This is a genomic window from Asaia platycodi JCM 25414 (assembly GCF_000614545.1).
Lineage (GTDB): Bacteria > Pseudomonadota > Alphaproteobacteria > Acetobacterales > Acetobacteraceae > Asaia > Asaia platycodi.
In genome coordinates, this window is sequence record NZ_BAKW01000014.1 from 1 (window position 1) to 12729 (window position 12729).

Consider the following 12729-nt stretch of genomic DNA (forward strand, 5'->3'; position numbering starts at 1 on the left):
CCTTTGGATCAGCCATAAGCTGCTAATCGTCAGCCCGAAATCAGGCCGAGTAACCCACGCTCAGGCCAGTAAGGCAGCTCGGCTGAAGCCGATGGCACGACCATATGGCGTCAGACAAGACCTCCCGCATGCAGAACAACAGGACCGGCAGAAGGTAGCGATAGCGACTGATCGCTATCATTCTGGCATTTACATATGCGCCAATAGCGCGCGTCTCACCGCGCATCAGATCGAGATCACGACTCCGACACAAGCAATACATGTCATTGCATATATCTGGCCAATTATGTGGTGCTTTCCCGTAAGGTACTTAAAAATATGACGTTTCCCAGTTGCGCGCACTCCTGAATTTTTCTTGCCGACGCGTTTGTCCGGTAAACGGACCATGCATACAACCATAAGCAGCCCCGTTTCAGACTGAGAGATGCATGTATGGGCAGGAACAGGGAGACTGTAATGTCGAACGAATATGACTTCGATCTGGTCGTTATAGGCAGCGGCTGCGGGACGACGGGCCGCGGTGCAGGCCGCCAAATTTGGTCGCTCTGTGCTGGTTGTCGAGCAGAAGGCTCGTGTCGGGGGTGTCTCCGTTCACAAAGGCACCATCCCGTCGAAAACATTGCGTGAAACCGTACTCAATCTGACTGGATGGCGTGAGCGCGGGTTCTATGGAGAGTCCTATCGCGCCAGATCGGAGATCACTGCGAATGATCTTCGTATGCGGCTTTCAAAAACGCTCGAATTCGAGGTGGATGTTCTCGAGCATCAGTTTGTTCGAAACACCGTTCGTGTTCAGCACGGTCAGGCGCGCTTCCTCGATACGCACCGGATCGAGATTCTGGGAGAGGAGGGTGCTGCCACGGTCGTCTCGGCTGAGAAAATACTGATTGCGGTCGGCACGACACCTCATCGTCCAGACCATGTGCCTTTCGATGACAGCATCATATTCGATAGCGATGCTATCGTGCATCTGGATAGCCTGCCGCGTTCCCTGATCGTCGTGGGAGCGGGTGTCATTGGCATGGAATATGCCACGATATTCAGTGCCCTGGATATTCGGGTCACCATTATCGATGCCCGTGAAGACGTTCTCGACTTTGTCGATCGTGAGTTGATTGCTGAATTGATGCATCAGCTTCGAGAGCGTGGCGTCAGTTTCAGACTGGGAATGAAACTTGAGGCGATCCAGATGGAAGCCGGTCAACCGGTCGCTATCCTCGAAGGCGGTCGCCGCGTACGGGGCGATATGCTTCTTTATACAGGAGGGCGGTCAGGGGCGACTGGGGCGCTCAATCTGGAGGCTTGCGGGCTTGAGACGGATGCGCGCGGGCGTCTTTCAGTCAATCCGAAGACCTTCCAGACAAATGTTCCACATATTTACGCTGCGGGCGATGTGATCGGTTTTCCCTCACTGGCATCCACTTCCATGGAGCAGGGGCGGCTTGCGGCCTGTCATGCCTTTGCTTTTGAAATAACGCATACACCCCAGTATTTTCCCTATGGAATCTACTCTGTGCCCGAAATATCGACCGTGGGCATGAGTGAGGAAGAGGTGAGAAAATCCGGGCTGGCTTATGAATGTGGCATTGCCAGACTTCGTGAGACGTCGCGTGGCAATATCATGGGATTACGCGGCGGGATGCTCAAGATGATTATCTCTCTTGAGGATCGCAAGCTTCTGGGTGTGCATATCATTGGTGAGGGGGCGACTGAGCTCATCCATATCGGGCAGGCAGTGCTCAATCTGGGGGGGACAGTCGACTACTTTATCGATGCGACATTCAATTATCCCACGCTCGCCGAAGCCTACAAGATTGCGGCTCTGGATGCATGGAACCGGATCACGCCGCGGCAGGAGAACGACATATCCTGACTGACGGCAGGGATCTTGTGATTTTCCCTCCCTTTACGTCTTTGTCGCAAAAGGAGGGAGCCCGATCTTCGGTGTGAGAATGAGGCAATTCAGGCTGGCAAGGCGCTTCCATGCACCTGACCGTCAGCAGTGACGACAAGCAGGTGATCGCCCACCCATTCCGCCAGAAAGATATTTTCCAGATCGTGCAGCTGCATTGAATCCAGCTCGGCTTTGAGCCATGTCTCGTCGCGTTCGAGAATCTTGAGTTCGGCTTCCAGAACCTCGCCACGATGGATCAGAAAGCGTGACGGCTTCTTGGCTTCTTCCTTCATGATGACGCTGACATGGCCCGTCGTCTCGATCTGGGCGAAATCGATATTGTCGAAGCTGAAAATATTCTGCATGCGCAGGGCGGTTGCGATGTCCTTCATGTCGATACGGCTTGCGTTTTCCTTGAAATTCTCGATCAGGAAGCGCCCGTTGCGAATGATGGTGATGGGTTCGCCAATGGTGCGTTTGCGCAGGCCGGGTATCTTGCGTGAGAGTGCATTGAACAGCGCCATCAGAGCAATGCAGAGGATCAGCAGGGCGATGTAATGCAGAATGGGCAGCTTGTCGTTATAGAGAATGCCGCCCACCACGCCGCCCAGAATGAAATTTCCTACCAGATCGACCGAGGTCATCATGGCAATCTGATTGCGGCCGGTGACATTCAGATAGGAAATGATCAGGGCAAACCCGATAACGAGTTTCAGAATGACCCAGAGATAAAGGGTAATCACGCGAATCCGGTCCTTTTTTCTAACGCGATAGCGACTTAACAGCCTTGCCCAAAACAGGTTTTTTCTACCCCGTTACATTAAAAAAACGGGACCAAAGGGACTTCGTTCCTTTGTGGGTATCAGGCAAAGCCCTGATTTCAAAAAATAACCCATGCCTCGCCCCCTGTCTTTTCGTGTTCATTCTCTTCAAGTCCGAAAAACAAGATAGTTGTTCTTGTTTTGTTCGTATGATACGGCCCAAATTGAAGGGAGGGCTCATCATGAAGGAGAGACCGGGCATGGCTGTGCTGCGCGATAGCGTGGCGCGCATAGAGCAGCGTTATCAGAAAAATTCTGCCATGCTTTATCTGGAGACGGGGCTGCCTGCTGTCGACGAGGCGCTCAAGGGCGGGCTGCGTCGAGGCGTTGTGCATGAATTTCTGGGGGAAGGGCATGACCGGGGCCTCTGCGCGCGGCCTACGCGGTTTATCGCGCAGATTCTGGCGCGCGCCACCGGACCAGTTGTCTGGGTGGTCCCACAGGGGGAGGAGGTGGTTCTGGCAGGTCTGTGCCAGGCCGGGCTGTCCGCCGCGCGACTGCTCTGCATCGAAGCCGAGCCCTCGCGTCTGGCTGGCACAGTAGAAGACGTATTGCGCAGCAAGGGCATAACAGCAGTTGTCGCCGATCTGGCCGAACCGCTCTCTCTCACGGCTTCGCGCCGCCTGGTTTTGGCAGCCGAAGCCTCAGGGGTGACGGGATTTCTGCTGCATCGTCATGAGCATTTCGTGCCGCCAAGTGCCTGCTGGACGCGCTGGCGTATTGGTGCGGCTCCTTCCGATCCGATCAGGGTCGGGCGCCGTGCCCTACTGTCTTTCCCCGAGGCGTTTTCACTCAGTTTGCTGCGTTGCCGTGGTGGAGAATCCCTTTCCTGGAGGATCGGAACGGATCATGTCGCGCCGTCTTCTCTCCCTCTGGCTACCGCATTGGCGCACGACGCTCTGGCAAAAGAGACACCCACAGGGCGATCCGGCCGTGCCGCTGGTATTGTACGGGCGTGAAGGCCAGAGCCGGAAAATTGTGGCGGCGAACGAAGCGGCTTTATGTGGCGGCATCCAGCAGGGCAGTTTCTGGCTATGGCGCGCAGTCTCGTGCCGGATCTCCTGGCCGAAGAGGTGGCGCCCAGGAAGGATGCCCTGGCCCTCCAGAAGCTGGCCGAGTGGTGCCGCTGTTTTTCGCCTCTTGTTGCCATCGACCAGCCCGACGGGCTCTGGATCGATACGACAGGCTGTGCGCATCTGTTCGGCGGCGAGATGGCCATGCTCGAAGCGGTGAGAAACCGTCTGGCTGAGCGCGGCCATGACGTGCGTGCGGCTTTGGCGGAAACAGCCGGTGCGGCTCATGCTCTGGCCCGTTACGGACGGGATAGGCTGACCGTTGTCTCCGAGGGAGAGGCTGGGCAGGCTTTGCGCTTCTTGCCGATCGAGGCCCTGCGTCTTGAGGCTCAGGAATGCGACCGGCTGCGTGTGTTGGGTATTACCCGTATTGCTGATCTCTGCGAGGTCCCGCGTGCTGCCTTGACGCGGCGCTTCGGTACAGCGCCTGCGCGCCAGCTTGATTTCGTGCTTGGCCGGCAGAAAGAGCCGCTTTTGTTCGAACAGCCTGTGGTTGCGCTTCATGTGAAGCGCCATCTGGTCGAACCTATCGGTACGGCAGGAAGCATCGCGCTGGTGATGCAGGTGCTGATCGAGGAAATGGCAGGATTGTTGCAGCAGAAGGGCCTGGGCGCACGTCGCGTCGATCTGTTCTGTCAGCGTGTGGATGAGGGGATCCAGGCCGTGCGCATCGGCACATCCGAACCGGTAAACGACCCGGCGCGGCTGTGTCGTCTGTTACAGGAACGCATCGAGACCATCGACCCGGGTTTCGGAATCGAATGCATGAGTCTTCAGGTCGATCGTGCCGAGCGCCAGGCCTCTGCCATGGCAGGGGGCGATCTTGCGGGTACGTCGCACGGGATGAATGACGAGGCGGTGGGCATTCTGGCCGAACGGTTGCGCAACAGGCCGGAGCTACGGGGCGTCTATTATCTGGGAGAGACCCATGCGCCCTTTCCGGAAGCCGCCCAGCAGCGTCTTGCAGCGCCCTGCACTACACATGGTGTGTCCCTCTGGCCGCGCCCCACCCGTCTATTCGCCCCGCCGCGCCCGATCGCCCCGCCCGATCTGGGAGAGGATGACAGTCCGCAGCGCTTCATCTGGCAGGGAAGGGCACTCGCCGTTCGCGGGTCCGATGGGCCAGAGCGCCTGCACGGGGCATGGTGGCAGCAGGCAGCTCAGGCGGGAGCCATACGTGATTACTGGATCGTAGAAATCGAAAACGGTGAACGTTTCTGGCTGTTTCGCAGCGGAGATGGGGCACATCGCTGGTCTGGCGACGGGGCGTGGTTCGTCCACGGCTTATTCTGATGACGGAGGAGTTTCTGCCCCGTGACGAGGTTCTGCGCGCTGCTGAACCCAATGATATTGCCGAGGCCTTGACCCATGCCCTGCGTTTCGATGGGCGCCGTCGCGTGCATGATGCCGATGAACTCATGGCGGGTCTCGTTGCCACGCGTCTGGTCGCTCATCTGGCGCGCTGCGGCTTCGTGTTGATGAAACGCGCGGCCGTGCCCCCCCACGACACCAGCCATCATGGGCACCCTCATGAGGCGAATCAAAAGCCGTGACGACGCCGTTGCATGTCACCTCCTATTATTCCTTTCTGCGTGGGGTGAGCGCCCCGCATGATCTATTTTCTGTTGCCCATGCGCAGGGACACAAGGCGCTGGCCCTGACGGATCGCCATTCCGTAGCGGGTATGGTGCGGGCGCATGATGCAGCGAAACAAAGCGGTGTCAGGCTGATCCCGGGCTGTCGTCTTGACCTGACAGACGGCACCGTTTTGCTGGTTTATCCCCTAGATCACGCAGGTTGGGGGCAGCTTTGCCGTCTGCTGACGCTGGGCCATAGACGTGGTCCGAGAGAGATTTTTTCCCTTACCTGGCAGGATCTGGAACAGGGAAGCGACCGGCTGGTCTGCGTGATGCTGCCCGAAGGAGGCAAAGCGCAGATCTCTTCAGCGCTGGCGCGTCTGGCAGGGCTGAGGCAGGCGACGAAAAGTCCCGTCTATTGCGGCTTGTCGCGACGCAGCCAGCCTGCCGATCTTCAATGGCTGTGCACCGTGCAGTCGTGGGCACATGAAGCGGGTATCGAGACGGTCGTGACCGGCGATGTGCTGTATCATGAGGCACGCTGCCATGTGTTGCAGGATGTGGTGACGGCCATTCGCGAGCATTGCACGCTCGATGCGCTTGGTGAGCGTCGCGAACTGCATGAAGCGCGCGCCCTCAAGGCGCCTGCCATGCTGGCAGCGCAGTATGAGGCTTTTCCCGCTGCTTTGGCGTGTGTTGCCGAAATCGAGGCGCAATGTCGTTTTTCGATGGACGATCTCTGTTATCAATATCCGCAGGAAACCGATCGTCCCGATGAAACACCCCAACAGACCCTGACCCGCCTGGTGCGCGAAGCCCTGCCACGCCGCTATCCGGCTGGCGTCAAAGAGGCCGTTCACAAGCAGATCGCGCATGAACTCGATCTGGTCGGTTCCCTGGATTATGCGCCCTATTTTCTGACCGTACACAGCATCGTGCATCAGGCGCGCGAGCTGGGTATCGTCTGTCAGGGGCGTGGATCGGCAGCCAATTCGGCCATTTGCTATGTGTTGGGCATTACGGCCATCGATCCGATTCAGTCGGGATTGTTATTCGAGCGGTTTCTTTCAGTAGAAAGACGCGAGCCACCCGATATCGATGTCGATTTCGAAAGCGATCGGCGCGAAGAGATCATTCAGTGGATCTATCGCCGTTACGGGCGGAGCCATTCGGCTCTGTGCGCCACGCTCATGCGCTATCGCCCGAAAGGAGCGTTGCGCGACGTCGGCAAGGTGCTCGGCCTTTCTGAAGATGTGCTCGGGCTGATATCGAAATATCTGGCCTCGTCGCTGGGTGATCCTGTTCTGCTTAGGGCCCGTGCGGCAGAGTTGAATCTCTCTTTGTCAGACCGGGCTCTGGCGCTCACCTTGCGTCTGGCGGGTGAGCTGGTGGGAATTCCCCGACAGCTTGGCACCCATCCTGGCGGCTTCGTTCTGACGCGCGATCGTCTGGACGAGCTGGTGCCTATTCAGCCCGCCGCCATGGAAGATCGTCAGATTATCGTCTGGGACAAGGACGATATCGACATTCTGCGTTTCATGAAGGTCGACGTATTGGGGCTCGGTATGCTCGGCTGTCTGCGTCGCGGTTTCGACATGCTGCAGGACTATCGCATCCGTCATCTGGAAATGAGTTCCGTCCCGCCCGATGACCCAAAAACCTATGAGAGGATCTGCCGTGCCGACACGCTCGGGACGTTTCAGATCGAGAGCCGCGCCCAGATGTCCATGTTACCGCGGCTCAAACCACGCAAATTCTACGATCTTGTGGTGCAGGTCGCGATTGTTCGCCCCGGTCCCATTCAGGGCGACATGGTGCATCCCTATCTGCGTCGTCGCGAGGGGATCGAACTGCCGGATTACCCCAAGCCGGAACTCGAACAGATTCTCGGTAAAACGCTTGGCGTGCCGCTTTTTCAGGAGCAGGCCATGCAGGTGGCTATCAAATGTGCGGGTTTCACCCCCGGCGAGGCCGATCAGCTCCGGCGTTCAATGGCGACGTTCAAGTTCACAGGCGGGGTCTCGCATTTCAGGACCAAGCTGATCGAGGGCATGGTCGCCAATCATTATGAGCGCGACTTTGCCGAGCGCACATTCCGCCAGCTTGAGGGTTTCGGTTCCTATGGCTTCCCGGAGAGTCACGCGGCCAGTTTTGCGCTGATCGCCTATGTCTCGAATTATCTGAAATGCCATCATCCCGATGTGTTTTGCGCCGCTTTGCTCAACTCCCAGCCAATGGGGTTTTATGCTCCGGCGCAGGTGGTGCGCGATGCGCGCGAGCATGGCGTCGATGTGCGGGCTATCGACATCAATGCCTCACGCTGGGATTGTCATCTGGAAAGCGTGTCTGCTACGCGTTCTCACGCCGTGCGTCTGGGGTTCCGTCTGGTCAAGGGCCTGTCGAATGATCATGCTGCCAGACTGATCGCCAATCGCTTTCCTGCTTATGATTCGCTGGACGATGTCTGGCGCCGTGCCGATATTCCCGTCTCCGCGCTTGAGGCCTTGGCTTCTGCCGATGCTTTTCGCTCGCTCAATCTCGACCGGCGTGCTGCGCTCTGGGCCATCAAGGGACTGGCCGATACGGTGCTGCCGCTTTTTGCCGCCGCCGATCGCAAGCTGAACCGCCCAGGCCCGGAGGTGATCGAGCCCGATTATACGCCACGGCCCATGAGCGAAGGGCGCGAGGTCGTGGAAGATTACAACACGCTCGGTCTGACCCTGCGCCAGCATCCGATGGCCTTTCTCCGCCCGCGTCTGGCGCAGCGTGGTATGGTGACCTGCGCTGATCTGCGCGTCTTGCGTGATGGCAGCCGTGTCGTGGTGCCGGGTCTGGTGCTGATGCGTCAGCGCCCCGGTACGGCCCATGGCGTGATGTTCATGACGCTGGAAGATGAAACCGGCACGGCCAATCTCATCATCTGGAAAGACCGTGCCGAAGCTCAGCGCCGCATTGTGATCGGCGTCAACGCCGTCGCCTGTCACGGTACGCTGCAACGCGAAGGCGAGGTAATCCATGTCGTGATGCAGCGTCTGGAAGACCTGACCCCTCTGATGCATGACATTGCCGTATCAGAGGAAGAAGAGGGCACAGTCGCGCCAAGGCTCAAGGCACGTGATTTTCATTGAAGGATAACAAACAGGCCAACTCCGAAAATTCCGGAGTTGGCTCGTGAGAGGGTTCGGGTCGCAGTAAGATTACGCCAGAGCCGAGGCGACGCTTGCAGCGAGCCCCGTCGTAGGCCGCTCGATTAAGGCAGAGAGTTGATGACTGTCATCGAAAAGAGCGCCACGTGATGCAGCACTATCCCAGCTTGCGATGGCAGACGCCAACCCGTCAGGCAGGCCGAACTTGACGAGCGCCTGCGCATATTCGTTTTCAGCAAGATCCAGATAAGGAATTTGCTGGCCCGATTGCCGCGAGATCTCTGCGGCCAGCTCGGCCAATGTCCAGGCAGTATCCCCTGCGAGTTCGTATATTTTTCCGCTATGGCGAGAGGCTGTCGCTGTGATCGCCAGAGCTTCGGCATAGTCCGCGCGGGAGGCAGATGAAATCAGGCCCTTACCGGCACTGCCGATAAAAGCACCTCCCTCGAGAGCGGATTTGACGGATGCGGTATAGTTCTCGGTGTACCAGCCGTTGCGCAAGATCGTGAAAGACAGACCCGATGCCTGTAATGCTGCTTCGGTCGCGCGGTGCTCATCAGCCAGCGAGAGTGCCGAAACATCGGCATGGAGCACACTCGTATAGATAATACGTTTCACATTGGCAGATTGCGCCGCAGCGATCACGTTGCGATGCTGGGTAACGCGCTGGCCGATCTCGCTCGAGGAAATCAGAATTAGTGTATCGACCCCGGTCAATCCGGGGATGAGCGTTTCGATTTGGCTATAATCGAAGCGACGCGTCTCGATAGTGTTCAAGACTGGCTCTGTCGGTGTGCGCATGAGAGCAATGATCGGCTCTGCGTTTTCTTGTTCCGCTAGTCTGTTGAGCACAAGCTGGCCGAGCTGACCGCTCGCCCCGGTAATCGCAATTGTCATTTTTGCCTCATTCCGGCTGTGATTGTCACGCGCCAGACTTAGGAATATTGCTTACTTTTGGTAAGTACATACGGGAATGTAAGTATGAAGAATTATCCGAAGGAGGCCCCAGAGCCGCTTTCTGTTCGGCTTCGTCGCGGTGATCTGCTGATTGCCCAATGCCCGTCCCGTGAGGTGCTGAAGCATATTACCAGCCGTTGGGGCGTGCTGGTACTGATTGTGCTGCAAGACGGTACGCGTCGTTTCAGTGAGTTACGTCGTCAGATCGGCGGCGTCAGTGAGCGTATGCTGGCCCAGACACTGCGATGGCTCGAAGGGGACGGTCTGGTGAACCGCGTGGCGTTCAATGTCGTGCCTCCCCATGTCGAATACAGCCTCACGCCGCTCGGGCAGGAAGCTGCCAGCAAGGTCTCTGAACTCGCGGACTGGATCGAGACAAGATTGCCGGATGTTCTGGCCTCTCGACGAGAAGAGACGGGCGTCTAGAAAGCCTGTTACTCAGACCAAGTCTGGCTTCTTGCTTGTCAGGCCGCCTCCGATCGGATCATTCAGCGAAAATATGTCTGTCATCGCCAAAATTCTGTGCAAAACTTCTGCGTGTGGGCATTGTTGGGTTATGCGCTTTCTCCTTGCTTCTATCGTCCTCTCTTTTCCGATAATTGCCGTTGCGGCGCCCGCACTGAGCCCGGCCGAGATCGTCGAACAGGCACCTGATGCTGCGTGGCAAAACGTCTCCCCTGATCGCCTCCTGATCATGAAGCTGGGTAATGGGGCGCGTGTCGTTATCGAACTCGCTCCGGAATTCGCCCCGGTGCATGTGGCCAATGTCGTGCGTCTTGCACATGCCCACGCCTGGGATGGAGGCGCTATTATTCGTGTGCAGGATAATTACGTCGTCCAGTGGCGCGTGAAGGACGAGACTGCCTCATTGCCTGCGGGTTTTGTGAGCCATCCTCCGGCTGAGTATGAGCGCCTTCTGTCTAGTCTCGATTACAGGCCCCTGGGTTTTCCCGAAGCGTATGCGCCTGGAGCCGGGATCGCGTCGGGATGGCCCGTTGGGAGCGATGGCACGCAAATCTGGCCTGCCCACTGTTACGGTGCGGTGGGGGTAGGCCGGGATATGCCCCCAGATACGGGGGACGGACGTGAGCTTTATGTAGTCAATGGAGAGGCGCCAAGACAGCTTGATCGCAATCTCGCCGTTATCGGTCGCGTGGTCATGGGTATGGAGTTTCTGAGCGCGTTGCCGCGCGGTAACGGACCACTCGGATTTTATACCGATGCTCATCAGAATGTTCTCATCCAGAGTGTGACGCTCGCCGCCGATCTGCCGCAAACCGTACAGAAACGGGTGCAGGTCATGCGTACGGATAGCCCCAGTTTTCGGGCATATCTCGCGGCCAGAGCAGGGCGGCGTGATCCGTTCTTCGTGAGTCCGGCCCGAGGCGTGACGCTCTGCAATGTGCCTGTCCCGGTAAGGGAGAAAGAATGAGGCGACATCGTTGTCAGCGCATCCAGTATTTTGACGGGCCTCAACCGGATGAATTGGTGTTGCCAAGGTAATGGCAGAGCCCTGTTGCGTGAGACTGGTTCAGTAATACGGGCGCGGTTAACGCGCAAAACCTCACGCTAAATTACAGCGCTGGTTCGTGACGGTTACCGGCACCGGCACCAGCGTAGATGCCGCAAATGGTTTGCAGCAGATCGATGGGATCAGTGCTGCTTCTGATATGTCCCCATGTATCTGGCTAAATCGCCATCAAGTGGGGGCGTCATATGTTGAAGGGCGTGATCAGGGTCGAAGGATCAACCGGCAGAAAACTGGGCAGGCTCGCCTGCGCGTTGAATTTAGGCCCATTACGCAGGGCGTGATTGACGCTTTCTGCTCAGCGACCATGGCTGCTCATGGAGAAAACTCAGGACTGGGCGCCCTTACTCCCGAGACGCAGCCGCCGATCTCAGATGGAAACCGGCACCAATGGGCGTGCGCGATGAGCTGTCGAGAACGGTACCATGCAACATGCCGCTTCGTCCCATAATGTGTGGCGGAACAGCTCCTGAAACGCCTCACGCAGGCCCAGCACCTTGACGTCACCAAAGACGCTATGGGCCTCGTGGCATTCAGCCAGACGATAATTGGGAATGCCGGGTGCAGCATGATGAATGTGGTGCAGCCCGATACTGCCGGAAAACCAGTTGAGCCAGCCCGGCAGCCTCAGAAAAGAGCAGCCCGTGAGGGCGGCATCGAAAGAATTCCAGTGCTCCGTGCGTTCCCAGTGAACGCCCTCGAATTTATGCTGGACGAGAAACAGGGCGACGCCGATCACAGCCGCCGGGTAGACGACGCCCAAAGTCAGAAGAATAGTCGTTGCAATACCGAAATGCCAGGCCAGGGCGCCATAGATCAGGACCAGGCAGAGATTGGTCGTATGCACACCCAATCGCTCCGTTAACCAGGAACGGGGAGTGTCGAAAGGAATACGATAAACCAGAAAGAAGATAACCGGGGGCATCAGCAGAAGTGTGAACACCGGGTGTTTCGAAAGCCGGTAAGCAATGCGCTGCCGTGCCGACATCGCGTAATATTCCTTGACCGTCGTGCAGTCCGAATAAATGTCGGACAACCGCCCCCTGCTTTCGATATTGTTCCAGTCGCCATGATGCACAGCATGATGCCGCCGCCAATGATCATATGGTGTGAATGTCAGCAGGGAACAGAGCCTCCCCACAAGCCGGTTGGCCCAGGCTGCGCGAAACAGCGAGCCATGACCGCAATCATGCTGCAAGGTGAAGGTACGGATCGCCAGGCCACTCGCCAGAGGCATCAGAATCAGAGTGAGATACAGGCCATGCGCAACACCCAGATACAACGCTGCATAGCAGGCCATCATCCCGCCGATGGTCGTGACAGCCTGAAATATGCTGGTCCGGTGATTGGGAGATTGATAGTTTTTAACGGAACGGATATCGGCCGCACGGCAAGAGGGGGCATTCGTGTCTGGTGCGATCGGATGCGGCATGATGCTCTGCAATGTAAGATTTCCAGGGACTTTTGACTCTGTATCATACGCAGCTTAGCCCACAACCCCGCATATCCTTTAAAAGGACTATTTTGGTCTTTTTAAAGGTAACATTAATCGACATTCGGCGGGTTTACGTAATTCTCAGGCAGCTTTGACGTTGTTTTTCTTAAGAAGTGTTAATTTTCGTCACATGGCGACGGAGTCGTTGTCGTTTTCAGCATGCTTTTCTGTATAGCGGGTTCTCTGCCCGCTGTATCGATATTTTCCTCTGTGTAGGCTGGATAAATTGTGGCGGCCC

The 12729-nt window shown here is 57.4% G+C and carries 10 protein-coding genes; 7 read left to right on the top strand and 3 right to left on the bottom strand.

What is annotated here, in order from left to right; all coding sequences use genetic code 11:
• The first annotated feature begins 520 nt into the window (after positions 1-520).
• The gene (gene sthA / locus JCM25414_RS19345; RefSeq protein ID WP_242403511.1) at positions 521-1873 is read left to right on the top strand and encodes a Si-specific NAD(P)(+) transhydrogenase; all 1353 of its coding nucleotides are present in this window, start codon (positions 521-523) and stop codon (positions 1871-1873) included.
• A gap of 89 nt (positions 1874-1962) precedes the next feature.
• On the opposite strand, the gene JCM25414_RS10785 is transcribed toward sthA, so the two are convergent.
• Entirely contained in the window at positions 1963-2637 is a 675-nt protein-coding gene (locus JCM25414_RS10785) for a DUF421 domain-containing protein (protein WP_025841656.1), read from the bottom strand.
• A 260-nt stretch (positions 2638-2897) separates the two neighbouring features.
• On the opposite strand from JCM25414_RS10785, the gene JCM25414_RS19350 reads away from it, so the two are divergent.
• The 4 genes from JCM25414_RS19350 to JCM25414_RS10805 are packed head-to-tail and all read left to right on the top strand — an operon-like array spanning position 2898 to position 8493.
• Complete coding sequence (locus tag JCM25414_RS19350; RefSeq protein WP_148301058.1) at positions 2898-3674, top strand: ImuA family protein; 777 nt, start codon at positions 2898-2900, stop codon at positions 3672-3674.
• A gap of 42 nt (positions 3675-3716) precedes the next feature.
• Positions 3717-5081 carry a DUF6504 family protein gene (locus JCM25414_RS19355; protein WP_051535831.1) on the top strand — a complete coding sequence of 455 codons (1365 nt, stop codon included), beginning with the start codon at positions 3717-3719 and terminating at the stop codon, positions 5079-5081.
• Positions 5081-5341 (top strand): hypothetical protein, encoded by a 261-nt coding sequence (locus tag JCM25414_RS10800; protein ID WP_025841658.1) that lies wholly within the window; start codon positions 5081-5083, stop codon positions 5339-5341. The genes JCM25414_RS19355 and JCM25414_RS10800 overlap by 1 nt, the downstream gene beginning before the upstream one ends.
• Entirely contained in the window at positions 5338-8493 is a 3156-nt protein-coding gene (locus tag JCM25414_RS10805; RefSeq protein WP_025841659.1) for an error-prone DNA polymerase, read from the top strand. Before JCM25414_RS10800 ends, JCM25414_RS10805 begins: the two co-directional genes overlap by 4 nt.
• 69 nt (positions 8494-8562) lie before the next feature.
• Here JCM25414_RS10805 and JCM25414_RS10810 read toward each other — a convergent pair whose 3' ends face one another.
• Positions 8563-9408, bottom strand: coding sequence for an SDR family oxidoreductase (locus tag JCM25414_RS10810; protein ID WP_025841660.1), 846 nt, complete (start codon positions 9406-9408; stop codon positions 8563-8565).
• Positions 9409-9492: 84 nt separating this feature from the next.
• On the opposite strand from JCM25414_RS10810, the gene JCM25414_RS10815 reads away from it, so the two are divergent.
• Both JCM25414_RS10815 and JCM25414_RS10820 read left to right on the top strand, forming a co-directional pair.
• Positions 9493-9894 (top strand): winged helix-turn-helix transcriptional regulator, encoded by a 402-nt coding sequence (locus JCM25414_RS10815; RefSeq protein ID WP_025841661.1) that lies wholly within the window; start codon positions 9493-9495, stop codon positions 9892-9894.
• Positions 9895-10024: 130 nt separating this feature from the next.
• Positions 10025-10900, top strand: a complete 876-nt coding sequence (locus tag JCM25414_RS10820; RefSeq protein WP_025841662.1) for a peptidylprolyl isomerase — start codon at positions 10025-10027, stop codon at positions 10898-10900.
• Positions 10901-11366: 466 nt separating this feature from the next.
• Here the strand turns inward: JCM25414_RS10820 and JCM25414_RS10825 are convergent, their stop codons facing one another.
• Positions 11367-12428: a fatty acid desaturase family protein gene (locus JCM25414_RS10825; RefSeq protein ID WP_148301059.1), complete on the bottom strand. Its 1062-nt coding sequence runs from the start codon at positions 12426-12428 to the stop codon at positions 11367-11369.
• Between the last annotated feature and the right edge of the window lie 301 nt (positions 12429-12729).

Excerpts from the sequence above, each read along its gene's own strand:
- JCM25414_RS10800 (WP_025841658.1), top strand. The coding sequence starts at position 5,081 with ATGACGGAGGAGTTTCTGCCCCGTGACGAGGTTCTGCGCGCTGCTGAA.
- JCM25414_RS19350 (WP_148301058.1), top strand. The coding sequence starts at position 2,898 with ATGAAGGAGAGACCGGGCATGGCTGTGCTGCGCGATAGCGTGGCGCGC.
- JCM25414_RS10810 (WP_025841660.1), bottom strand. The coding sequence starts at position 9,408 with ATGACAATTGCGATTACCGGGGCGAGCGGTCAGCTCGGCCAGCTTGTG.
- JCM25414_RS10820 (WP_025841662.1), top strand. The coding sequence starts at position 10,025 with ATGCGCTTTCTCCTTGCTTCTATCGTCCTCTCTTTTCCGATAATTGCC.
- JCM25414_RS10815 (WP_025841661.1), top strand. The coding sequence starts at position 9,493 with ATGAAGAATTATCCGAAGGAGGCCCCAGAGCCGCTTTCTGTTCGGCTT.
- JCM25414_RS19355 (WP_051535831.1), top strand. The coding sequence starts at position 3,717 with ATGTGGCGGCATCCAGCAGGGCAGTTTCTGGCTATGGCGCGCAGTCTC.
- JCM25414_RS10825 (WP_148301059.1), bottom strand. The coding sequence starts at position 12,428 with ATGCCGCATCCGATCGCACCAGACACGAATGCCCCCTCTTGCCGTGCG.